The organism is Brenneria tiliae, assembly GCF_023347575.1.
Lineage (GTDB): Bacteria > Pseudomonadota > Gammaproteobacteria > Enterobacterales > Enterobacteriaceae > Brenneria > Brenneria corticis.
In genome coordinates, this window is sequence record NZ_JAKPCB010000102.1 from 382527 (window position 1) to 405701 (window position 23175).

General features: G+C 55.6%; 22 protein-coding genes and 1 pseudogene. 10 read left to right on the plus strand and 13 right to left on the minus strand.

The window, feature by feature from the left end; all coding sequences use genetic code 11:
* Nucleotides 1-25 precede the first annotated feature (25 nt).
* The 3 genes from MFP24_RS20440 to MFP24_RS20450 form a co-directional block, all read right to left on the minus strand.
* Nucleotides 26-901, minus strand: a complete 876-nt coding sequence (locus tag MFP24_RS20440) for an aldose 1-epimerase (protein WP_249232104.1) — start codon at nt 899-901, stop codon at nt 26-28.
* A gap of 119 nt (nt 902-1020) precedes the next feature.
* Nucleotides 1021-2451, minus strand: a complete 1431-nt coding sequence (locus tag MFP24_RS20445; protein WP_249232105.1) for a sugar porter family MFS transporter — start codon at nt 2449-2451, stop codon at nt 1021-1023.
* A 25-nt stretch (nt 2452-2476) separates the two neighbouring features.
* Nucleotides 2477-5770 carry a DUF5107 domain-containing protein gene (locus tag MFP24_RS20450; protein ID WP_249232106.1) on the minus strand — a complete coding sequence of 1098 codons (3294 nt, stop codon included), beginning with the start codon at nt 5768-5770 and terminating at the stop codon, nt 2477-2479.
* 116 nt (nt 5771-5886) lie between these two features.
* On the opposite strand from MFP24_RS20450, the gene MFP24_RS20455 reads away from it, so the two are divergent.
* Nucleotides 5887-7107: an ROK family protein gene (locus tag MFP24_RS20455; protein WP_249232107.1), complete on the plus strand. Its 1221-nt coding sequence runs from the start codon at nt 5887-5889 to the stop codon at nt 7105-7107.
* A gap of 57 nt (nt 7108-7164) precedes the next feature.
* Here MFP24_RS20455 and MFP24_RS20460 read toward each other — a convergent pair whose 3' ends face one another.
* Nucleotides 7165-8028 carry a nuclear transport factor 2 family protein gene (locus MFP24_RS20460; protein ID WP_249232108.1) on the minus strand — a complete coding sequence of 288 codons (864 nt, stop codon included), beginning with the start codon at nt 8026-8028 and terminating at the stop codon, nt 7165-7167.
* A 95-nt stretch (nt 8029-8123) separates the two neighbouring features.
* On the opposite strand from MFP24_RS20460, the gene MFP24_RS20465 reads away from it, so the two are divergent.
* Nucleotides 8124-8717: a TetR/AcrR family transcriptional regulator gene (locus MFP24_RS20465; RefSeq protein ID WP_249232109.1), complete on the plus strand. Its 594-nt coding sequence runs from the start codon at nt 8124-8126 to the stop codon at nt 8715-8717.
* Nucleotides 8718-8746: 29 nt separating this feature from the next.
* Here the strand turns inward: MFP24_RS20465 and MFP24_RS20470 are convergent, their stop codons facing one another.
* Nucleotides 8747-9130 carry a type II toxin-antitoxin system RelE/ParE family toxin gene (locus MFP24_RS20470; RefSeq protein WP_249232110.1) on the minus strand — a complete coding sequence of 128 codons (384 nt, stop codon included), beginning with the start codon at nt 9128-9130 and terminating at the stop codon, nt 8747-8749.
* Nucleotides 9117-9416 carry a type II toxin-antitoxin system RelB/DinJ family antitoxin gene (locus MFP24_RS20475; protein WP_249232111.1) on the minus strand — a complete coding sequence of 100 codons (300 nt, stop codon included), beginning with the start codon at nt 9414-9416 and terminating at the stop codon, nt 9117-9119. Before MFP24_RS20475 ends, MFP24_RS20470 begins: the two co-directional genes overlap by 14 nt.
* A 188-nt stretch (nt 9417-9604) precedes the next feature.
* Here MFP24_RS20475 and MFP24_RS20480 point away from each other — a divergent pair, with 188 nt between their 5' ends.
* The 3 genes and pseudogenes from MFP24_RS20480 to MFP24_RS20490 all read left to right on the plus strand — a co-directional run.
* Complete coding sequence (locus MFP24_RS20480) at nt 9605-9883, plus strand: type II toxin-antitoxin system HicA family toxin (protein WP_249232112.1); 279 nt, start codon at nt 9605-9607, stop codon at nt 9881-9883.
* Nucleotides 9876-10223, plus strand: a complete 348-nt coding sequence (locus MFP24_RS20485; protein WP_249232113.1) for a type II toxin-antitoxin system HicB family antitoxin — start codon at nt 9876-9878, stop codon at nt 10221-10223. Before MFP24_RS20480 ends, MFP24_RS20485 begins: the two co-directional genes overlap by 8 nt.
* A gap of 14 nt (nt 10224-10237) precedes the next feature.
* Nucleotides 10238-10364, plus strand: a pseudogene (locus tag MFP24_RS20490) (transposase); the annotation flags it as partial.
* 151 nt (nt 10365-10515) lie between these two features.
* On the opposite strand, the gene guaA reads toward MFP24_RS20490, so the two are convergent.
* Complete coding sequence (gene guaA / locus MFP24_RS20495; RefSeq protein WP_249232114.1) at nt 10516-12093, minus strand: glutamine-hydrolyzing GMP synthase; 1578 nt, start codon at nt 12091-12093, stop codon at nt 10516-10518.
* Nucleotides 12094-12187: 94 nt separating this feature from the next.
* Nucleotides 12188-13654 carry an IMP dehydrogenase gene (guaB, locus tag MFP24_RS20500; RefSeq protein ID WP_136164887.1) on the minus strand — a complete coding sequence of 489 codons (1467 nt, stop codon included), beginning with the start codon at nt 13652-13654 and terminating at the stop codon, nt 12188-12190.
* A gap of 172 nt (nt 13655-13826) precedes the next feature.
* Here guaB and xseA point away from each other — a divergent pair, with 172 nt between their 5' ends.
* From xseA to MFP24_RS20525, 5 genes are all read left to right on the plus strand, one after another.
* Nucleotides 13827-15209 carry an exodeoxyribonuclease VII large subunit gene (gene xseA, locus MFP24_RS20505; protein WP_249232115.1) on the plus strand — a complete coding sequence of 461 codons (1383 nt, stop codon included), beginning with the start codon at nt 13827-13829 and terminating at the stop codon, nt 15207-15209.
* A gap of 80 nt (nt 15210-15289) precedes the next feature.
* Complete coding sequence (locus tag MFP24_RS20510; RefSeq protein ID WP_249232116.1) at nt 15290-16333, plus strand: M4 family metallopeptidase; 1044 nt, start codon at nt 15290-15292, stop codon at nt 16331-16333.
* Complete coding sequence (locus MFP24_RS20515) at nt 16334-16672, plus strand: protealysin inhibitor emfourin (RefSeq protein WP_249232117.1); 339 nt, start codon at nt 16334-16336, stop codon at nt 16670-16672.
* Nucleotides 16673-16831: 159 nt separating this feature from the next.
* Nucleotides 16832-17797 (plus strand): Ssp4 family T6SS effector, encoded by a 966-nt coding sequence (gene ssp4, locus MFP24_RS20520; RefSeq protein WP_249232118.1) that lies wholly within the window; start codon nt 16832-16834, stop codon nt 17795-17797.
* Complete coding sequence (locus MFP24_RS20525; protein ID WP_249232119.1) at nt 17797-18405, plus strand: hypothetical protein; 609 nt, start codon at nt 17797-17799, stop codon at nt 18403-18405. The genes ssp4 and MFP24_RS20525 overlap by 1 nt, the downstream gene beginning before the upstream one ends.
* A gap of 48 nt (nt 18406-18453) precedes the next feature.
* Here the strand turns inward: MFP24_RS20525 and MFP24_RS20530 are convergent, their stop codons facing one another.
* The 5 genes from MFP24_RS20530 to MFP24_RS20550 form a co-directional block, all read right to left on the minus strand.
* Nucleotides 18454-18678, minus strand: a complete 225-nt coding sequence (locus tag MFP24_RS20530) for a zinc ribbon domain-containing protein (protein ID WP_249232120.1) — start codon at nt 18676-18678, stop codon at nt 18454-18456.
* Between the two features lie 18 nt (nt 18679-18696).
* Entirely contained in the window at nt 18697-19656 is a 960-nt protein-coding gene (locus MFP24_RS20535) for an AEC family transporter (protein ID WP_249232121.1), read from the minus strand.
* Between the two features lie 64 nt (nt 19657-19720).
* Nucleotides 19721-21214 carry a ribosome biogenesis GTPase Der gene (gene der, locus MFP24_RS20540; protein ID WP_249232122.1) on the minus strand — a complete coding sequence of 498 codons (1494 nt, stop codon included), beginning with the start codon at nt 21212-21214 and terminating at the stop codon, nt 19721-19723.
* Nucleotides 21215-21360: 146 nt separating this feature from the next.
* A complete protein-coding gene (gene bamB / locus MFP24_RS20545; protein WP_249232123.1) occupies nt 21361-22542 on the minus strand; it encodes an outer membrane protein assembly factor BamB in 1182 nt (393 codons plus the stop codon).
* 10 nt (nt 22543-22552) lie between these two features.
* Nucleotides 22553-23173, minus strand: coding sequence for a YfgM family protein (locus tag MFP24_RS20550; RefSeq protein ID WP_249232124.1), 621 nt, complete (start codon nt 23171-23173; stop codon nt 22553-22555).
* Nucleotides 23174-23175: the final 2 nt, after the last annotated feature.

A 23175-nucleotide genomic window follows, 5' to 3' on the forward strand; every position in this document is an offset into this window, starting at 1 on the left:
CTGGTTCAAAAAACAGCGGCCGCCTTTACCCCCCCGCCTCGCTGACAATGCGCATATTCATCGTGCAGGTCTCGCCGCGGCGCAGCAGTTTCAGCCCCGGCAGTTGGGGATGATTATGGGCGTTGACCGGATGGGTTTGCGGCTCCAGACAAATAAACGGCACGGCCTGTTTACCTTCCGGCTGATAAACCATCAGGTATTCGGCATCGCTGTATAACGTCAGGCCGTGGCCCTCTATATCATCGTACAGGCGGGCGGAACCCGGCCAGTCGGAGAAAGCGTTATTGATCCAGATATCGCCGGGATTGCGCGGCAGTTGGAAGTCCAGCGCGTTCGGCAGTTCAGCGCGCCATTTCCCCGGCAGATGACATTCCCGTTCGGGCCAGTAGCCCCCACACTCGAACTGTAGTTCGGTTGCCGGCGTTTTTATAAAGAACGGATGAAAACCCAGTCCATAAGGAAACGGGGTTTCAGCCAAATGAGTTAGTTGCAGCGTGGCGTAAAAGACGTTTTCCATCAGGCCGTAGTGGAGATAGGCATGATAGTGGTACAGGCCCGGCACGTTCGATTCCAACGCCAGACAGACCGTCGACGCCCGCTGCTCTACCAGCGTCCAGGGCCGTATCCAACCGTCGCCGTGCAGGAAGAAGCGCTCATCCATAGGACTGGAAGGCAGTTGATAGCGACGTCCCTCGCGCATAAAACCGTTGCCCTCAACCCGGTTGGCCAACGGCAGCATGGGAAACAGGCTACATTCCCCGACTGAAGCATCCGGCGACGGCGCCGGACGCAGCAAGGGGCGGCTAGCGCGCCGACAATCGTACAGCCCTAAAACGGCGGCGCCCTGCAATCGGAGCCGCAGGGCGAGAAACGAATTACTGAGTTCGATAACATCGGTCATGCCGGCTTATGCTCCGTATCGCGGGTTAATGGCGAACTCCAATGATAACTTTTTGATTTAACAAGACGCGGGCGTAACCGGCGATAAAATCAAGCAAACGATCTTGTCGCCGGCCGACGCTACTTCGCCGCGGCTTTCACCTCCGCGTCAACGTCCCTATTTCCTCCCAATAGCGTCTCCAGCGCTTCCAGCGTAATGCCTTTCGTTTCCGGCACCTTGGCTTTGATAAACATAAAGCCCGCCAGGCAAATAACGCCGTACAGCAGGAAACTCCCGGAGGCGCCCAGACTGGCGTTCAGCAGCGGGAAGGTATAGGTCAGCAAGAAACAGGCGACCCACAGGGAAAACGTACCCACCGCCATCGCCATGCCGCGTACGCGGTTGGGAAATATTTCCGACAGCAGCACCCAGGTCACCGGCGCCAGCGTCAAGGCGTAGATGGCAATCGCCGCAAGTACCAGCAACAGCACCGGCAGACCGAGAATACCCAGCGCATAGGCGGCGGCGATCAGGGCATAGATAAGGGTCAATCCCAGCGAACCAATCAGCATTAGCTTACGACGCCCCAGGCGATCCACCAGCGGCAGGGCCAGAAGCGTAAAGATCAGATTGATTAAACCGGTCGCCACAATCGATTTCAGCGTGTCGTTAATATCAAATCCCGCCGATGCGAAGATCTCCTGCGCATAGTTAAAGATGACGTTGATGCCGCACCACTGCTGGAAGACCGCCAGAACGATGCCAATGACGATAATCGGCCTGACCTTCGGCTCCAGTAAGGCGGACATCGGCACCTTCTGGTTTTCCGTCCCCAGCGACCGGCGGATTTCCGCCAGCGTATTCGTCGCATAGGCTTCATCGCCAATACGCTTAAGCACTTTTTTCGCCTGATCGTAGCGGCCGGCTTTCACCAGCCAGCGCGGCGATTCGGGCACCACGAACATCAATACCAGGAATACCACCGCGGGAACGATGCCGGAGCCAAACATATAACGCCAGCCGGTCTGGCCGTTCCAGCTATTAAGGATATCCGCCTGCGTTGCCTGACTGGCCACCGGTTCGGCAATCATCAGGTTAATGAGCTGAGCGGCCAATACGCCGAGCACAATCGTCAGTTGGTTCACGGCGACGAAACGTCCGCGCTTTGCCGCCGGGCTGATCTCGGCGATATAGACCGGCGACAGCGCGGACGCCAGGCCGATGCCCAAACCGCCGACGATGCGGTAGACGATAAACATATCGAAACTACTGGCCGCCGCCGTTCCCCATGCGGAAAGGGTGAACATCAACGCTGCCAGCAATAACGGCACGCGACGGCCAAAGCGGTCGGAGATAACGCCGGAAACCAGCGCCCCGAATACGCAGCCCACCAGCGCCGAACTCATCGCCCAGCCGGATAACGCCGGATCGGTAATATGGAAGTAGGCTTCATAGAACGGCTTCGCGCCGCCGATAACCACCCAGTCATATCCGAATAACAGACCGCCGCAGGCGGCCACTAAACAGATCATCCAAACGTAGGGCATATTTAAATGAGTATTATTATTCATCTCTTTATCCTTATAGGGACAGAGCTTACGAATTGCCACGGTCCAGCAAACCGTCGCCTAAAACGCTAAACAGGTGAGCCTTATCGTGGTTTGGATTCAGCGCCAATAGCTGCTGTAACGAGGTTTTGAACTGTTGCTTCTTGCCTTGTCCCAGATAGGCCAGCGTTTCGACCCATAAACAATGCTGACGGTGTTTGTGCTGTCCGTCGCTGTCCAGCACCACGAGGTCCGGCAGGGAAACGGCAAAGAAATCGGCTTCAAACCGCTGGTCTTTGGCTTTATCCGCCCAGTCCAGCATTTGGCTAAAGATCTGTTCCGCTTGCTGAGGTTGCCGCAACTTAATCCGCGCCATTCCCTGATAGAACAGATAATCCACCGGCTGATCGTTGTAATACTTACTTTCCCCGATCTGCCCGCTTCCCTGCGCCGCATGGCGATAAAGCGCCTGCGCCGTTACGCCGTCATGCAAACGCTCGGCGCACACCGCCAGCCAATAGAAGAGGTCGTTATCGCTCTGCCCGACCAAACGGCCTTCGCCGAGATTTTCCGGGTAGTGAAGCGCCTGCTGCAGGAGGCTTTTCGCCTTATCCGGCTGCTGAGCGTTCAGCAAGTCAAAGGCCCGGCGCTGTAGATTAATCAGATATTGTCCGGTAATTTTGCCTTCACCGCCTTCCCACGGATGGAAGCGCCGTTCATACAGGATGCGCGCCGCAACATCGGACTTACCGCAAATATGCAGCAGACTCAGCAGTTCGGCGGTTAAGTCATCGCGCTTAAGCACGATGGATTGCAGGGGTTCCAGCGCCGCCAGACGCTGCTCCGGCGCCACGCCGCGCAGCTTACGCAGATAGTCCAGTTCAAACAGCAGACGGGCATCGCCCGGGCTTAGCTCGACCGCGCGACTCAGGTAACGTTCGGCCTTATCGCCGTCCTGCTGTTTATTGAACGCGTAAATGCCCAAATTACGCCATACGGCGGCAAAATCCGGCTCCAGTTCAGCCGCGCGTTCCCATAGCGCCACGGCTTTGGCGTAGTTGCGCTTGCTGTAGTAGAAACACCCCAGCAAATATTGGGCGAACGCGCAGTCGTTGAGATCCGTCAGCATGCGCACTTCGGCCAGGGTGTTAGGAAAACGCACGCTATCGCTGAATGATGCCCGCGCCCGCTGCAGCAAAGCCTGATACTCATCGGTCGGGAGCTGATGTTTGCTAAGGCTGGCCTGCAAATACAACGGCAGCGTTTCGCGGCTGTTCAGCAGCGTTAACAGGTTCAACGCCAGATCGTTTTGCCCAAGCTCCACCAGCCAACCGGCAATAGATAACGCATTGATCCCTCTGCCGCCGGTAACCTGACGTAATTTATCGGCGTCATCCGCTGCGCCGGTTGCGATAAAACGCAGGTAATAAAGCGCATAGTTCAGCGGGTAAGCGGCGAGTCGAGCGTCTATATAATTTATGCTCTGTTCAGAGCGCTCCAGTTTATGTAGCAACAGGGCTTTTAGCGCAATGGTGTGATAATTGGCGCCATTACATATCAGGCTGTTTTCCGTAAAGGTCAGCGCCTGCTGATATTTTTCCTGGCGGGTGGAAATACGCGCCAGACCGTAAAATCCGCCCTCTTTCGCGTTGCCGCTCCAGGTGGCGCGGTAGAAGTCCTTATACGCCGGTTCGAGCCGGCCCAGGCGTTCATAGGCGCAGCCGCGAATCAAACTGGCTTTACCGCACTGCGGATTGCTGTTCAGCCGGTGAGCCCGTTTTAACGCACTGTCGGCATAGGCAATCGCCTGGGTGAAGTCGGCCCGGTTATATTCCAGCGTCGCCAGCGCCAGATTACAGCGGTAGTCTTCGGCATCCAGCGCCAGACCGCGCTGATAGTAGTCGAATGCCGAACGGCTGGCGTGGTTGTACTGTTCCAAATGCTGGCCGATAAAGTAGGCTTCATCGGCGCTGGTAATCTGTGAGGGTTTTAGCGGCGCGCTGGCCGGATCCGGTAAGGGTTCAGGTTCCGCCTGATGCTCCAGATAGCTCAATATCTCCCGACCCTGAGCGTCGAACAGCATAATAGTCAGGCGATCTTTGATTTCAGGCAGATTCCCGGTAACGGCTTCACAGGGGCTAAGCGTAATCACGCGATCGAGCAACGGGCTGCCACCGACCGCGGAACGGATAACCAAACGTGTATCCGGCAGCGGAGAAATAGCATACACGCCCCAGACCAGTCGCCCGTTGTGCCGCTCCAGCTTAAGCGCCGCCGCGGTATTCGCATTCTGCACCACGCCCAGCGTATTGTAAGGCAGGAAATTCTGCACAAAACACTTCTCTTCGTAGGCGTCCAGCCAGGTGAAGTCCGGCTGGTTATCGGTGAATACGCCGGTCATCAGTTCAATATACGGGCCGTTGTTATCGGTCAGATTGCGATCCCAGGCCTGACCGAATTGGCCGTTGCCCCAGGTCCACTGCTTTTTACCCGGCGAAACATGATGATCGGCCACATGCAGTAAACCGCCCTGTTCATCATGACTATAAGCGCCGACAAAGTCATAGTCCGACTTGCCCGCCATATAAGAAGTCGGCACCGGAATATTTTTGTAGCGTGAGATATCGACGCCGGCCGAGTAGTCCACTTTATAGTAGGTGCCGTGGGCGATCGGGAAAGAAGAGACGTCGCGTTTGCCGTGATCAAACACCGCGGTGACGTCCGGCGGGAAGACGCTCTGATGGTCATCGCCGCCCTTCACCGCCGGGTTGGCCCACCACAGGAAATGGCGCGGCGTATCGTTGCCGTTATAAATTTTAACGCTGATTTCAACCAAAGCGCGCTCCGGATAGAGAGTAAATCCGGTCATGACCTGCAGGCCGCGCATGGGTTCTATCTCTCCCAGCCAGACGGTCTGAGCGCCGCTATCATGCTGCCGGATCTGAAAATCGATCGGCATATAGGTCGTCGGGCGATGATGCTGCGGCCAGTTAAATTCAATACCGCCGGAAATCCATGGGCCAACCAACCCCACCAGCGCGGGCTTCACCACCTCGTTGTAGTAAATAAAATCCCGTTGTTTAACCTTATCGTAAGCCCGCTGGATTCGGCCGCCCAGTTCCGGCAGCAGCATAATGCGGATATAGTCGTTTTCTAAATAGATCGCCTGATAGCGACGCAACTGCTTTTCACCCGTAATGGTATCGATCACGCCATAAGGGTAAACCGCGCCGGATGAACCCTGATAAACGCGATGCTCCAAAAACATCGGATTCTCGTCCTGAGGGCCGACGTCATAGGTTGGAATATCAACGGTTTCTTGCCACACCTTAACCTGATTCATAGATCCCCTTAAATTTAACCGCCCACACTAAAATTTGTGTTAGTGGCAGTTTAATGGACAGAATTGGGGGAATTGCGCACAATGGTCACGCAATATAGTTAACGGAGTTTAGTGTAGTGTCTTGTTACGGGCTGAATAATCATCGGATACGTCATTACAATAAAACCATCCTGCTGGAGATTCTGTATCGGCAAAAAATAGCTAGTAAATCAACGCTGGCCCGACTCTCCAGACTCTCCATTCCAGCAATCAGCAAAATTCTGGCCGAGCTGGAAGCGGAAAACCGGATATCTCATCGCCAGGAAAACCTGCACGCCCGTGGGTTGAACGGCGGAAGCTATCAGATACGTCCGCCGGCCGGATACATTCTTTGCCTCAATGTTTCTCCCTATATGATCGAAAGCGTACTGGTGGATGGACTTATCACCGCCCAATCGCCTTTACGCCGCACCGCCATCAAGGCGACCACCCCCGAAGCGCTGCTGGCAGAGATCGAGAAACTGTGTCGGGAATATCATCATCTGCACCGCCAGCTCCCGCTGCGCCTGGCGCTGTCGATTCACGGCCAGGTCAACCCGGTCACCGGCGTGTCGCAAAATATGCCGCAGGCGCCGTGGGATACGCCGATTGAAATTAAATACCTGCTGGAGGAACGGCTGAACACCGAACTGCTGATAGACAATGACTGCATCATGCTGGCGTTGGCCGAGAAGTGGCAAAACGACGCCAATCATCAGGACTTTTGCGTGATTAACGTGGATTACGGCATCGGCTCGTCTTTTGTGATTAATCGGCAAATCTATCGGGGCAGCCTGTACGGCAGCGGTCAGATCGGCCACACCATTATCGATCCCGACGGCGCCGCCTGCGCCTGCGGCCGCTATGGTTGTCTGGAGACTGTCGCCTCGCTCTCGGCGCTAAAGAAAAAAGCGCGCATGATGCTAAAGAGCCATTCCCACAACCACCTGCAAGATGGCGTACTTAAAACGCCGACCACGGAATCGCTGATTGCCCGCTACCATCAGGGAGATGAAGATCTGAAGCCGTTGGTCAATAATTCCGCGCGAGCCATAGGGCTGAGCCTGTATAACTTTCTTAATACGCTGAATATCAACCGGATATACCTGTATGGGCGCAGCTGCGGATTTGGCGAGACCTGGTTGAGCATTATTCAGGAACAGACCGGTTTTAATCCGTTTGATCACACTGACGCAGTCAGAACCAATGCGACCAATATCGGTTTCGGGCAATTATCCCGGCAACAGCAGGTCATGGGGATTGCCTATTTATTTGTAGAGCAAGCGCTAAAGGATATGGACGAGATAAACAATGAGTGAGCCGCTCTGCGCGCCGGCGCCTAGCAGCACCGGCACGATTCAACCTATTGAAATGCTCTAACTGCGTCCCGTTACCGCCGCCGCCACGGCGTGGCTATCCTCCAGCATACGGTAGCGCACAATCCTGCCATCGCGGACCGTCAGCACGATGGCAAACGGCGACTCGATAAGCCGGCCGGTGGCGGTGACCCGGGAGGCCAGTTCGCCCAGCGCCGCCGCCGTATCGTCGTCGGCCAGAATCCGTTGCAGCTCGAAGCGCTCCGGCGTAATGCGCGCGGCCAGTTCAGGGTAGAACGCCCCCACCGCCTCGCTGTCGCGGCGCGGGCCGATCCAGGGCACCGCCTCCAGGTTGCCGGGGATATCCCAGTCCACCTCGTCGGCGAACAGTTCGAGGATTGCCGCCAATGCCTGCGGATCGTCGGGCGTGGCCCAGAACTTCGCCACCCGCTCGAAGTAGCGCGCGGCGATCTCACGCGGCGTGGCGGCGGGCGCCTGCTCGCCGCGATACAAGGCCACTCGCCTGCGATCCTCGTTGGTCATATCCGGATCAACGTAGATAAAGGTCCGCTTGATTAGCGCCCCGTCGAACTCGAACACGTTGGCGAAGCGCCCCTGCGAGATTTCTCCATCGGGCCACGACCGGCCGTCCGCGGTCACGCCCCATTCGCGTCCTTCCACGGCGATGCGATCGCCGTCCACGGTGAAGACCAGCCCGTCGATGTCATGGGTCAGCTGCGCCGCGTCCCTGGCGATGCGTTCGGCAAAGCGTTGCAGCGCCGCCTTGCCGCGCGCCGCGCCGAACTTGGGGAAGAAAAACTCGACATCCTCGGTGAACAGATCCAGCAGCGCAGGATCCTTGGCATCGACCTTGCGGAAGTAGTCGCGAACGGTCTCGATACGGGCGTCGGTATGATCGGACATCGGCTTGCTCCATTTGTGTAAGTTGAATTACAGTATTATCATGAACGCGAACAGCGTCAATAATTATGTAATCAAAAATACAGAAAGGAGACCGTATGGCCCGCGGACGCCCCCGCAGCTTCGACCGTGATGCCGCGCTTGAGCGCGCCATGGAAATCTTCTGGGCCAAAGGCTTCGAAGCCCCCCAGCTCGCCGAGCTGATGAGCGCCATGGGCATCAACCCGCCCAGCTTCTACGCCGCCTTCGGCTCCAAGGAAGCCCTGTACCGGGAAGCGCTCGATCTCTATCTCTCCACGGTAGGCGCCGGCAGTATGAAGGTGCTGGCCGAGACGCCAGACGTACGCGCAGCTATCAAGAGCATGCTGCTCGCCAGCCTGGAGGTGGCGCTGGCCAGCCCGTCCTCCGGCGGCTGCATGGTCAGCCTGGGCCTATTCAACTGCCAGGAACAAAACGCCCCCCTGCGCGACCATATGCGAGAACTGCGGCGCAGCACCGAACGCCTGATCCGCCAGCGACTGGAGCGAGGAATCGCCGACGGCGAACTGCCAACGCAGACCGACACCGCGCGCCTGGCCACCTATTTTTCCACCATCATCCAGGGGATTTCGCTACAGGCCCAGGACGGCACAGCGCGCGAAACGCTGCTGGGTCTGGTGGAGACGGCGATGGCGGCGCTGCGGGATGGGTAATGTGTGGTTCGTCGTTTGATGCAGCCCCATCAAAACTTAGGCCGCGTTTCCGGCGACGCGATCGGTCTTGCTCTGCAATTGCAACACTGCTCCCAACTACACCTACTCAAAGTCTCGATGACCATGCTTTCTACTCGACCGGCGGCCACTTCTGCGCTGCGTGCAGCACGCGCAGAATGCAAACAGTAAAGGGGTCCCATGTACACGAGGATATAGTTTGCCCGGACCACCTGTTCCCGCGTCCCCTCAACCCGACCAGGCCGATAGAGCCTCGGATGCTCTGCGAGCTTCGCCGCTTTAGACTCGATATCGTCTTTCAGCCGTTGCGCGGCATCAGGATTGTCATCCGAGATGTAATCGACAATCGCCAGCAAATCAGCGCGAGCTGGTTGCGACCATTCAAGCTCGGGCACGACGTTTCCTGTCGATCAGGGCTTGCGCCTCGTCCATTACCTGCTGATGTGACGCACCCGGTCGGGGGTCGGCCAGAGCTTCGCGCACCTTGGCGCGGAACCATTCGTCATGCGCTTCCGGGTCAGCGGTCAGCCCCACCGGCAATCCGCCTTCCTTGGTAACGCGGGTTAGAAAGATCCGCACGGCATCCGAAATGGACAAACCGACGTTGGCGAGCGTTTCGGCCGCATCAGCCTTCAGCTTTTCGTCTACACGAATGTGTAGCATGGATGTTTGAGCAGCCATCGTGATTTCTCCTAGAGTGACTTTTCACTCACCTTGTATCTCAATAGAGATACAGTCAAGAGTCACCTGCCATGCCTTGGCGCAAATATTGTTCAAGTGTTCCCGCTGCCCTATGACGTCAAATATTGACGTCGCTCAACAATCAACCTACAATATGACGTCATAAAGCGACGTCAGCGGGATGCATGATGATAAAGGTTAAGGAACTGAGTTCAAAGCACCGGAAAACACTGGCTGATGTGCTGACCACACCGCCAAAACCCGGCATTAAATGGGATGACGTTGTGAGCCTGATTAATGCGCTCGGTGGAAAGGTGAAGAACGGGAACGGCTCCAGACGCAAGTTTGTGCTGATGGGGTCCGTATATCAGACCCACCACCCCCATCCGGGTAACGTGATGGATAAGGGCGCAGTCAACGGCCTGCGTGATTGGTTCGAGAATGTAATAGGAGTCGAACATGATTAAAAGCAACAACATTATGACGATCGACGGCCACCCTGCTTCTGTGACCTACGAAGCAGAAATTAAAGCCTTTCGCGGTAAGTTCCTGGACGTCACCGGCTATTGTGATTTTATATCGAACAGTATCGAAGGGCTGGAGAAGGAAGGGAAAATTTCGCTCGCCGAGTACATTGAAACCTGCCAAGAAGAGGGCATTCAGCCGTTCAGGGAGGAGGACAAGCTAAAGTCATTCACGTTGCGCTACCCGGGATGGCTGGAAGCCCGCCTGACGGCGGCGACAACTTCCCATGCAGTGTCGAAAAATCAGTTTATTGTCCAGTTGCTTGAGCGGGAATTACAGTAACCGGTAATCCCCCCGCCACCATCAGCGCCGTGACGGACAAGGTCATTCGAACTCAAACAGTGGCAACAGCGCCTGCTGGAGCCGGTTTATCCCTTCGTCTGGCTGGACGCCATTCACTACAAAATCCAATTCGAAAACAGAGAGTACCATCAAAAATTCCATTGAAAAAACCGTGCTTCCCGTTGCTAACAGCTGCTAGAAAGTGCCAGACACAAAAACAAAAAAGCCCGCTGTAACACGGGCTTAGAGGTATTTTACTGCTTTTACGTGCAGGCTGTTGCCAGACGTTAAATCACTCCCACTCAATCGTCGCCGGCGGCTTGCCGGAAACGTCATAAACCACGCGGGAGATGCCGTCCACTTCGTTGATGATGCGGTTGGAGACGCGGCCGAGGAATTCGTACGGCAGGTGCGCCCAGTGGGCGGTCATAAAGTCGATGGTTTCCACCGCGCGCAACGAAACGACCCAATCGTACTTACGGCCATCGCCCATTACGCCGACAGAGCGCACCGGCAGGAAGACGGTAAAGGCCTGGCTCACTTTGTCGTACAGTTCGGCCTTGTGCAGTTCTTCAATAAAGATCGCGTCCGCGCGGCGCAGCAGGTCGCAGTACTCTTTTTTCACTTCGCCCAGCACGCGCACGCCCAGCCCCGGCCCCGGGAACGGATGGCGGAACAGCATGTTGTACGGCAGACCCAGTTCCAGGCCGATTTTGCGCACTTCATCCTTGAACAGCTCTTTCAGCGGTTCCACCAGGCCCAGTTTCATCTCTTTCGGCAGTCCGCCGACGTTGTGGTGCGATTTGATGACATGCGCCTTGCCGGTTGCCGACGCGGCGGATTCGATAACGTCCGGGTAGATGGTGCCCTGCGCCAGCCATTTGACCAGATCCTGCTTGCAGGCTTCTTCGTCAAACACCTCGACAAATACGCGACCGATGGTTTTACGCTTCACTTCCGGGTCGTCAATCCCGGCCAGCGCGCTCAGGAAACGCTCCTCTGCCGGTACATGCACAATATTCAGGCCGAAATGGTCGCCAAACATCTCCAGTACCTGATCGGCTTCATTCAGACGCAGCAGGCCGTTATCCACGAATACGCAGGTGAGGCGTTTGCCAATGGCGCGGTGCAGCAGCATCGCCGTGACCGAGGAGTCGACCCCGCCGGACAGGCCGAGGATGACATGATCGTCCCCCACCTGCTGGCGAATACGCGCCACCGCATCGTCAATAATTTTGGCGGGCGTCCAAAGCGCCTCGCACTGACAGATATCGCGCACAAAACGTTCCAGCAGACGCTGCCCCTGACGGGTGTGCGTTACTTCCGGGTGGAACTGTACGCCGTAAAAATGCTTTTCTTCGTTGGCCATAATGGCGAACGGACAGGTATCGGTGCTGGCTATCGTGACAAAATCAGCGGGGATGGACGTCACTTTATCCCCGTGGCTCATCCATACATCCAGCAGCGGCGCGCCCTCCGCGCTTATCTCATCCTGAATGTCCCGCACCAGCGCGCTGTCGGTTTTCACTTCAACCTGGGCATAGCCGAACTCACGTTCGTTGGAACCTTCAACGCGACCGCCCAACTGCATCGCCATCGTCTGCATACCGTAGCAGACGCCCAACACCGGCACGCCGGCCTGGAAAACATACTCAGGCGCCCGCGGGCTATCAAATTCGGTGGTGCTTTCCGGACCGCCGGAAAGGATAATCCCGTTGGGGTTAAATTCGCGGATCTGCGCTTCTGTGACATCCCATGCCCACAGTTCGCAATAAACGCCCAATTCACGAATGCGTCGAGCAACCAGCTGCGTGTATTGCGAGCCGAAATCCAGAATAAGAATGCGGTGTTGATGAATGTTTTCTGTCATAAGAGGCGTGTTCCAAAATACGAATTGAAGCAATAATGATTAAACCCGGCGAATAGTACCGGGTTTAACGCTTTAAATCAGCCTGCAAATCACCTTATGAACCCATGCGGTAATTCGGCGATTCCTTGGTAATGGTAACGTCGTGGACGTGGCTTTCCTGAATACCGGCGCCGCTGATGCGCACAAATTCGGCCTGGGTACGCAGCGCATCGATCGTGCCGCATCCGGTCAGGCCCATACAGGAGCGCAGCCCCCCCATTTGTTGATGGACGATCTCTTTCAGACGGCCTTTGTAAGCCACGCGCCCTTCGATACCTTCCGGCACCAGTTTGTCCGCCGCATTGTCGCTCTGGAAGTAGCGGTCGGAAGAGCCTTTGGACATCGCTCCCAGCGACCCCATTCCGCGGTAGGATTTGAAAGAGCGCCCCTGATACAGTTCGATCTCGCCGGGAGACTCTTCGGTACCGGCCAGCATCGAGCCCACCATCACACAGGCGGCCCCTGCGGCGATCGCTTTGGCGATATCGCCGGAGAAGCGGATGCCGCCGTCGGCAATCACCGGAATACCGGTGCCTTCCAGCGCTTCGACCGCGTCGGAGATTGCGGTGATCTGCGGGACGCCCACGCCGGTGACGATACGGGTGGTACAAATAGAGCCGGGGCCGATACCCACTTTAACCGCGCTGACGCCGGCGTCCGCCAGCGCTTTTGCGCCCGCGGCCGTCGCCACGTTGCCGCCGATAATCGGCAGGTTGGGATATTTGGCGCGGGCATCGCGGATACGCTGCAACACCCCTTCGGAATGGCCGTGTGAAGAGTCAATCAACAAAACATCAACGCCCGCCGCAACCAGCGCGTCGATACGTTCTTCGTTGCCGTCACCGGCGCCGACGGCCGCCCCTACGCGCAGACGGCCGTGCTCATCTTTGCAGGCGTTGGGTTTACGTTCCGCTTTCTGGAAATCTTTTACGGTGATCATGCCGAGCAGATGAAACTGGTCGTCCACCACCAGCGCTTTCTCAACGCGTTTTTCATGCATTCTTTGCAGAACGACTTCGCGGGCTTCGGCGTCTTTTACCGTTACCAGGCGCGGTTTGGGGGTCATCACGGCGCTGACCGGCAGATCCAAATCGGTGACAAAGCGAACGTCACGGCCGGTGATGATACCGACCAGCTCATTGCCTTCGGCGACCACCGGGTAACCGGCAAATCCGTTACGTTCGGTCAGCTCTTTTACCTGACGCAGCGTCGTCGTCGGAGTAACGGTCTTAGGATCGATCACCACGCCGCTTTCGTATTTTTTGACCCGGCTGACTTCTTCAGCCTGACGCTCAATGGACATATTCTTGTGAATAAATCCCAGACCGCCCTCCTGAGCCAGGGCAATCGCCAGATTGGATTCCGTTACGGTATCCATCGCGGCGGACAGCATAGGAATATTCAGGCGAATGGTTTTCGTCAGTTGAGTGGTTAAATCAGCCGTGTTCGGCAGAACGGTGGAATGGGCGGGAACAAGGAGAACGTCGTCAAACGTCAGTGCTTCTTTAGCGATACGTAACATGGGCAATATCTCACCAAGGTGGATGTGAAGAACGGATAAAATATTGCCGTGGCATTATACAGAGCGTAACCGGTTGCCTCCAGCATTTTTTTGATAAAATGCTTGATTACCTGTTGCAGGCAGGTAGTATCGATCAATTAAGTCACTGTTTTAAAATTTGATCTGGCTCACAATGTCTCAATTTCCCTCCGCCGCGATTTTTACCGTTAGCCGCCTGAACCAGACGGTTCGACAACTGCTGGAAATGGAGATGGGTCAAATCTGGCTTTCCGGTGAAATCTCCAACTTTTCTCAGCCGTCATCCGGCCACTGGTACTTTACGCTGAAAGACGAGCGTGCGCAGGTGCGTTGCGCCATGTTCCGCAACAGCAACCGCCGTGTCACCTTTCGCCCGCAAAACGGTCAGCAGGTGCTGATTCGCGCTGCGATTACGCTGTACGAACCGCGCGGCGAATATCAGTTGCTGGCGGAAAGCATGCAGCCGGCGGGTGACGGTCTGTTGCAGCAGCAGTTTGAACAATTAAAACAGAAGCTCGCCGCAGAAGGGCTTTTCGATCAGCAATTTAAACAGGCATTGCCAAGCCCGGCCAGACAGGTCGGGGTGATCACCTCCGCCAGCGGCGCCGCCCTGCACGATATTTTAAAGGTATTGCAGCGGCGCGATCCTTCCCTGCCGGTAGTGGTCTACCCGACCGCGGTGCAAGGCAACGACGCGCCGCAACAGATTGTGCGCGCCATTGAACAGGCCAACCGGCGCGACGAATGCGACGTGTTGATTGTCGGGCGCGGCGGCGGTTCGCTGGAAGATTTATGGAGCTTTAACGACGAACGGGTGGCGCGGGCCATTTTTGCCAGCCGCATTCCCATCGTCAGCGCGGTCGGTCATGAAACCGATGTCACCATCGCCGATTTTGTCGGCGATTTGCGCGCGCCCACGCCGTCAGCGGCGGCGGAACTGGTCAGCCGCAATCAGCTCGAACTGCTGCGTCAGATACAGTCCCAGCGCCAGCGGCTGGAAATGGCGATGGATTATTATCTCGCCCAGCGCAGCCGCGAATTTACCCGCCTGCACCACCGTTTGCAGCAGCAGCATCCGCAGCTACGGCTGGCGCGCCAGCAGACCCAATTGGTCAGGCTGCGCCAGAGGTTGGATGAGGGGATGCAGCTGCAGCTCAAACGGCTGTCGCGCCGTAGCGAGCATCTCCAGCAACGGCTGGCTCAGCAACAGCCGCAGCCGAAAATCCACCGCGCGCAGCAACGTCTGCAACAGTTGCATTATCAGCTGCAGCACGCCCTTGAACGCCAGCTCGGCCAGTATAAGCAGAGGCTGGGAGCCGCCTGTTCGCACCTGGAAGGGGTCAGCCCGCTGGCGACGCTGGCGCGGGGCTATAACGTGACCACCACCTCAGGCGGGCGGGTGTTGAAAAAGGTGGCCCAAACTGCGCCGGGCGAAACCTTGAAAACCCGCCTGCAGGATGGCTGGATCGAAAGCCAGGTCACCGCGCTGGTGCCGGAAAAGAGAACCGCATCAATAGCCAAAAAACGCCGAACATAGCATCGGCTTCCGGACTATACTTAGCGATGTAGCTGTACGTCTGAATTGCCGAACACCACCTTTCTCAAGGAGATAGAGGTATGAAGTCCAGACCGATTCACAGCGTCATCCCGCCCTACATCCTGCACCGCATTATCGCCAATGGTTCAGAGGCCCAGCGCCACTGCGCCCAACAGACGTTGATGCACGTCCAGTCTCTGATGGTAAGCACTCACCCCAGGCCGCAACCCCACCCGTTGGCTTCTCCCGGTCAGGTACACCGCGAAATTCACGATGCGGAAAACCAGCAGCAACTGCCCGGCAAGCTGGTGCGTGCGGAAGGACAAGACGGCAACGGCGATATCGCCGCCGATGAGGCCTATGACTACCTGGGCGTTACCTATGATTTCTTCTGGCGGACGTTCCAGCGCAACTCTCTGGATAACCAGGGGCTAACGCTGTCAGGTACGGTACATTACGGTCAGGATTATCAGAATGCGTTCTGGAACGGCCAACAAATGGTCTTTGGCGACGGTGACGGCAAGATATTCAATCGTTTCACCATCGCCATTGATATCGTGGCGCACGAACTGACGCACGGCGTGATAGAAAACGAGGCGGATCTCATCTATTTCAGACAGTCCGGCGCCCTGAACGAATCGCTGTCCGACGTTTTTGGTTCAATGGTGAAACAGTTCCACCTTGGGCAAACCGCAGAGCAGGCGGACTGGACGATTGGCGCCGAGCTGCTGGCCGAAGGGATCCACGGCACCGGCCTGCGCTCGATGTCGAATCCGGGAACCGCGTATGACGATCTGCTGCTGGGCACGGACCCGCAGCCCTCGCATATGGACAATTACATTAACACCCGCGAAGACAACGGCGGCGTGCACCTGAACTCCGGTATACCGAACCGCGCATTTTATCTGGCCGCAACCGCGCTGGGCGGCTACTCCTGGGAAAAAGCGGGCTGGATATGGTATGACGCCCTGAGTGATAAATCCCTGCCGCAGAACGCCGATTTCGACGTGTTTTCACGCTACACCGTGAAGCACGCCGAGCAGCGTTTCGACCAGTCCGTGGCCGATATCGTCAAGCAATCCTGGGAAAAAGTGGGGGTGGTATCCGCTCCGGGAAGCCTGTAAATGAAGACATTACCTGAACTTAATAACGATGCAGTGGTAGAGCTGGCGCGTGAAGGCGGTATCGCCTGGATCCCCAAGCTGGCCGGGCTACGGCGTTTCGCCCTCGCCAACCTGCCGGAGTCTGAGCGGGAACGTATTTGCGCCGCTATCCGCAACGCGTTGCCGCTGGCGCGCGAACCCGGAAAACCGGACTCCCCCGGACGCGGCGATCAATTTTATTACCGCATTCATATCTATTTTTCTCCCGCAGAAAACACCCACCATATTGAACAAGAATTTTTGATTCCGGAAGAGCTGGCGCCGTCGGAACTCACCTCCCTATGGCGCGAAGGCAAATAACGCCTTGAAATCAGCATAAGAATTTTCTTATTGCCTTGATTCCATCCGCCGCGCTATGGTTTACCGATTAAACACTCAAGAAAGTAATTAGCTGTTTTATAACGAAATACTTTAAATAATTTGAGTTGCAGGCATTATTTAATATGAAGGAGCATAAAAATGCCGTTGACCCCTTCCCTCGCCGAACGCGGCTTGACGAGCTATGACTTTTCCCGCTGGACGGGTAATCAGTCAGGCGCTGATTTTGATTTTCAGGCCCTTGCACAGTCTCTCGACTGCACCCGCGATTTTTATCAGGTTGGAATTATCTATGCCGACGGCCACCAGCGCTATCTGGTGCGGCCTTCAAAGCGATATGCAAATAATAATGAAAGTATTGTCACTCATGTAATTGTGACTAAAATACCTCAATTAAGCCAATATTCGGTAGAGAAAAGCCTGAGCAAAGCCATTGAGTCACCCTCTATCGCGGCGGAAGTCAGTTCGACTATGTTATCGTGTGGTGCTATGTCCATAGCAGTTTTTAGCATGTTCAGTGGTGCAGCGAGTGTTCCTTTAACTGGAGGAACCAGCATAGGTATTATTGCACTTGGCTATGCTGGTACTATAGCAACTGCAATGCAGTGCGGTAATGGGCTAATACGTCTTTATGATATTACTTTTAATGCGGGACAGAATGTCACCTGGCTCGATTCAGAAGGCTGGTACATTACCATATCCACTATTATGGACGTTGTTTCGCTCATCAGTGCTGGTGCAGCAATCAAACAAACTGTAAGTATGTACCGTAAAATGAGAGCAGTATCTTCAACAGAGGCCAGAGAATGGCTAAAATCGATTCCACGTCAGGACAGAGCACGTTTGACATTCGAACTGATAAAAATAGAAAACCCGAGAATGACAGATGCGCAAATAAAAACAGCGATAAAGATGGGGATTTTCCCTAAAAGATTCCCAAGCTCAGATATTCAAAACATATTGAAAAAACAACTTAATGATGCATTAACGGGAGCCGCTGCTTTTGCTGGGAGCGCTTTAAGTGGCACCATAAGAAATCCGAGCAATTTGTTGAAAAGCTCTAATTATGCTGTTAGTGTCATTCAATCTATTCCGGTATTAAAGTAATGAAAATAAAATTAGGTGAAAATTTTAATGAATTAATCTGTCATGGAAAGGAGGTTGAGAAGGAGATTAGAGATAAGAACCCTGCGTTATACAGACGTTCAGGGAAAAAATTAGAGAATTTCTTCCTTGAGGAAAAAAACGCGCTCCCTCCTGTAACGCCATTGACAATAGTCCTGTCTATCTTTTTATTACTGCCCGTTGCCGTAATAAATACAATAACGTTATCAGAGCTATTTATCAGTGATAGAAATAATTATGGGCTTCGTTTCGGTTTCACCGTTGTCACACTCATTATTTACTATATTATACCTCTTATTATGATGATCCATTATATCCCAAGGGGTCACAATATAGGATTGGAAGTATTAAAGAAACTTTACATCATCTCTTTATTTCTGGGAGTGGCAAACTGTATCTATAATATTACCCTCTACATTCAGAAAGGATTGGATGCACATCTTGTCATTCCTGTTATTATTATCCTTTCACTATATTCCGTTTTTAAACTGATAAATTCACCATCATTTTACATTTTCGTCTATTTTTGTCGAAGTAAAAGGATTGCTAAAATAACCTATCAGTGGCGAAAAAGCAGAAAGAAAGCCTAGAAAATAAAAGCGCATATCGTCACAACTTATGGTTTTTAATTTCTCCCCCTACCGTTTGTGCAACGAAAATACCACCCGCGATTTCGAAACCAAACCATGCCCCTGCTGGCAAAAATAATCCACCGCGCCGCAGGCTTTCAGCACCTGAAGCGGGTGGTTGCATTCAGGGCAATCGGCTTCGCGCAGATAATCCTGCCGACAGGCCGGGCAGTGAAAACAATGGTCGTTTTTCCAGTTCATCACGCCATGACAGCGCGGACAAGTGACTTCCATCTTTTCTCTCCCGTATAACTAAATAACCCCGAGCGAGCGCAAGAAATAGACGCCCAGGGCGATAACAAAGAACGAACCGGCGGTGGTCAAACCAATAATATTGGCCGCCAGCGTCGGATTGCCGCCCATTGCCCGGGTCATCGCATAGCTGCCCGCCGCCGTCGGCGTGGCGGAAAACAAAAAAATCACCCCGAGCGTAACGCCGCGAAAACCGACCAGCCAGCCGCCCAGCGTCAGCATGCCCGGCACCAGCAGCAGCTTGGCCAATGAGGAGAGCGCCGCCACGTTGGATGAGCGAAAAATCATCCGCAGGTCGAGGCTGACGCCGGCGCACAACAGCGCCAGCGGCAGCGATAGCGCGGCAATAAAGCCGCCGGTCTGCTGGATCACCGTCGGCATCGGCCAGCCGCTTTTCGAATAACACAGGCCGCCCAGCAGGCCGAGGATCAGCGGGTTGGTGACGATGCTCTTCAGCAGCGCGGGAATGCTGATCCCCCGCCCGTCGGCCTTACGCTGTAAACTGCGCGTCAAGGTGATAACCGACAGCACGTTAAACATAATCACCGTCACCATCAGGTACAGAGAACCGACGGCGACGCCCTCCTGGCCATAGGCGCTCATGGCAAACGCCAACCCCATAATACCGGTGTTGGAGCGAAACCCGCCCTGCACGAAGATACCGCGCTCGGTCGGTTCCTTAACCACATAAACCGCGGCGAACTCCAGCAGCAGATAGCTCAGCAGCGTGCCGCAGACGCCATAAATCACCAGCGGCAGCTGTTCCATAATCGACTGGTGATTAGTGGCCAAACTGAAAAAAAGCAGACAGGGCAAGGATACGTTAAAGACCAGCCGCATGGCTGAATCGCAAAAATCGTCATTCAGCATCTTAAGTTTGCGCAGCGCTATCCCCAGCAGCAGCATCAACAGGTTCGGCACCGTAACGTTAAACGCAAAACTCCAGTTTTCCCAAGACATAAACTTTCCCGGCTATTCAGCAAAGCAATGCTGAGCGAATGTCGCCATCCGCCCCGCTTACCCGTTATTTGCTTTTTTTAAGGTGCTGCATCAAACGCTTACGCTTGCGCAACTGATTTGGCGTCAGCGTGTTGCGTTTATCCGCAAAAGGATTTTCGCCCTCTTTAAACTGGATGCGGATTGGCGTTCCCATCACACTCAGCGAGCGGCGGTAATAGTTCATCAGATAGCGTTTGTAGGAATCGGGCAGGTCTTTCACCTGATTACCGTGGATCACCACAATCGGCGGATTGTAGCCCCCCGCATGCGCATATTTCAGTTTTACGCGACGGCCGCGCACCAGCGGCGGCTGATGGTCATCGGCGGCCATTTGCATAATACGGGTCAGCATGGAGGTGCCGACCCGGCGGGTGGCGCAGCTGTAGGCTTCAGTCACTGATTCAAACAGATTTCCCACGCCGCTGCCATGCAGCGCGGAGATGAAATGAATACGGGCGAAGTCGATAAATCCGAGACGCAGATCCAGCGTTTCTTTAACCTGCTCACGCACCTCCTGCGACAGGCCGTCCCACTTGTTGACCACAATCACCAGCGAGCGCCCGCTATTGAGGATAAAGCCCAGCAGCGAGAGATCCTGATCGGATATCCCTTCGCGCGCGTCAATAACCAGCAGCACCACGTTGGCGTCTTCGATGGCCTGCAGGGTTTTAATCACCGAGAATTTTTCGACCGTTTCGGTTACCTTGCCGCGTTTGCGCACCCCGGCCGTATCGATCAAGATATATTCACGCTCATCGCGTACCATCGGAATATAGATACTGTCGCGCGTGGTGCCGGGCATATCGTAAACCACCACGCGATCTTCACCCAGAATCCGGTTGGTCAGCGTGGACTTGCCCACGTTCGGGCGGCCGACAATCGCCAGTTTGATCGGCAAATCTTCAGGATTGAAATCATCCTCCGCGTCCTCGGCATTTTCAGCCGCCTGCTCGTCCGCAAGCTGTTCCGCCCAGTAAGCGGCGTTCTCTTCTTCTTCCGTCAGCGCAACGGGTTCGGCCTCGTCATCCTGCACAAACGGCAACAGCACTTTTTCCAGCAGGGAGGTGACGCCGCGCCCGTGGGACGCCGCGATGGGATAGATTTCCCCCATCCCCAGCGCATAAAAATCGCCGATAACGGTGTCGGGATCGATGCCGTCCGTTTTATTAGCCACCAGAAACGTCGCCTTCTGGCGGCTGCGCAGATGGTGGGCGATGCCCTGATCGGCGGGCATAAGTCCCGCGCGGGCGTCGACCATAAACAGCACGATATCGGCCTCTTCAATCGCCAGCAGCGACTGCCCGGCCATACGCGTTTCCACGCCGTCTTCCGCGCCGTCGATGCCTCCGGTATCGATGATGATGAATTCGTGGCCCTCCACTTCCGCACGGCCGTACTTGCGGTCACGCGTCAGCCCTGGGAAATCCGCCACCAATGCATCGCGAGTGCGCGTTAAGCGGTTAAACAGCGTGGACTTCCCCACGTTCGGACGTCCGACCAGCGCGACGACAGGTATCATTGTTACAACCTCATTACTTATATTTCAATACGTTACAGCAAGAATACCTGCTGACGATAAAAAGACGAAACGGCCCCTGATACTGTCAGGAGCCGTTGGGGGATCGCGTCTGCCAGCCGCAGGGATCCAAACATTACGGTTTTTAACTAGCGGGTAAAGGCGTAAACCTCGCCGTTCTTCGCCTGAATAAGCAGCTTGTCGCTGGCAATCACCGGCTTGCTCAGGAAGCCTGAACCGTCAACTTTCTGCTGTACGACAAAGCGGCCGTCAGACGTATTCAGCCAGTGCAGATACCCTTCTGTATCCCCCACCACCAGGTAACCATTATACAGCACCGGCGCCGTCAGGTTGCGGTGCAGCAGATCGCTCTGACGCCACAGGCTCGCGCCGCCGTTGGTGTTCAGCGCCACCACGCGGTCGGACTGATCGACCAGATAGATACGGTCGCCGTCAACGATAAAATCGTGCACCGAACCCAGTTCCCGTTTCCACAGGATCTGGCCGGAGCGCAGATCCAGCGCGGTCAGATTACCGTTATAGCCCAGCGCGTAGACCACTTCGCCGACAACCACCGGGGTGGTATCGACGTCATTCAGGCGATCGATTTCCGTCGCCCCGCTGGGCTGCGAAATACGCTGCTGCCAGATTAACTGCCCTTCATTAATCAGTACCGCGTTGACGCGTCCGTTGTCGCCGCCGACGATGGCCGCGCCAAAGGCGGTGGTCGGTGCGGATTCGCCGCGCAGAGACAGCGTCGGCATATCCAGGTTAACCGTCCATTTAATCGCGCCGTCGCTTTCATTCAGCGCCTGCAATAGGCCGTTGCTGGTATGAACCAGCACCACGCCGTCGCTGATAACCGGGCGGGACAGCACTTCACCGGCGACTTTGCTTTGCCATACCGGCGTTCCGTCTTCCGCGCTGAGAGCAAACACCTGCGCTCTTTCACTGCCGACATAGACATGGTTGCCGGATACCGCTACGCCGCCGGACAGTAAGGCGGGCGTATTGCGGGAAAGAAAGCCGGTTTTTTCAGACAGGTCGGCACGCCAGATTTCGCTGCCGTCGTTGAGATCCAGCGCTTTTACCGTCCCGCGGCGATCGGCGGCAAAGACGCGATCGCCCTGCCAGGCCGGGTGCAGATTGGAATAGAACTCGCCGATGCCGCTGCCCACCGAGCGGCTCCACGCCTTGGTCGGCGTGAACTGATTTTCCACCGTCGGCAGTGGAGACATGGTAACGACGTCTTCCTCGCTGTTAAACAGCGAACATCCGTTCAGCAGGGCGACAGAAACCAGTCCTACCAGAAGTGTTTTACGCAGTTGCATGGAATTCCTCTTAGCTGGACAGGTTGTTCAGTTTCATACGCAGCAATGCTTGCAGTGCCTGCGGTGGATTAGCGGCCAGACCTTTATCATAAGCTTCGCGCGCGGCCTGATTGTCCCCTTTGCTTACCAGGGCATCGCCACGTACTTCCGCCGCCAGGGCAACCCAGCCGTCCGACTTGATGGCCTCCAGCGTCTTCAGGGCTTCGTCCGCCTTTTTCTCCTGGAGCTGAATACGCGCCAAACGCAAATTCACCACGGCAAGCAGGTCGGCGTCTTTGGTTTGCGACCTGGCCTGCGCCAACTGTTGTTGCGCTTTGGCAAAATCCTTCTGATCCGCATAATGACGAGCCAGCTCCAGCGAGGCCAGCGCCCCGTAGTTATTTTTGTTTTCAGCGGCGAATTTCTCCGCCGAGGTCACGCCTTCGGCTTTACCGCCCGCCAGCTGTTCGCTGACTTGCTGATAGGATACCGACGCCTCCATGGCGCTGTTGCTCTGGTGATTCTGCCAGAAACGCCAGCCAACCAGCGCGCCGACGCCCAGCACAACGCCAACGACCAATGCTTTCCCGTTTTCCGCGAGGAAACGACGTAGCGCATCAACCTGCTCATTCTCTGTGGTATAGACTTCCACGG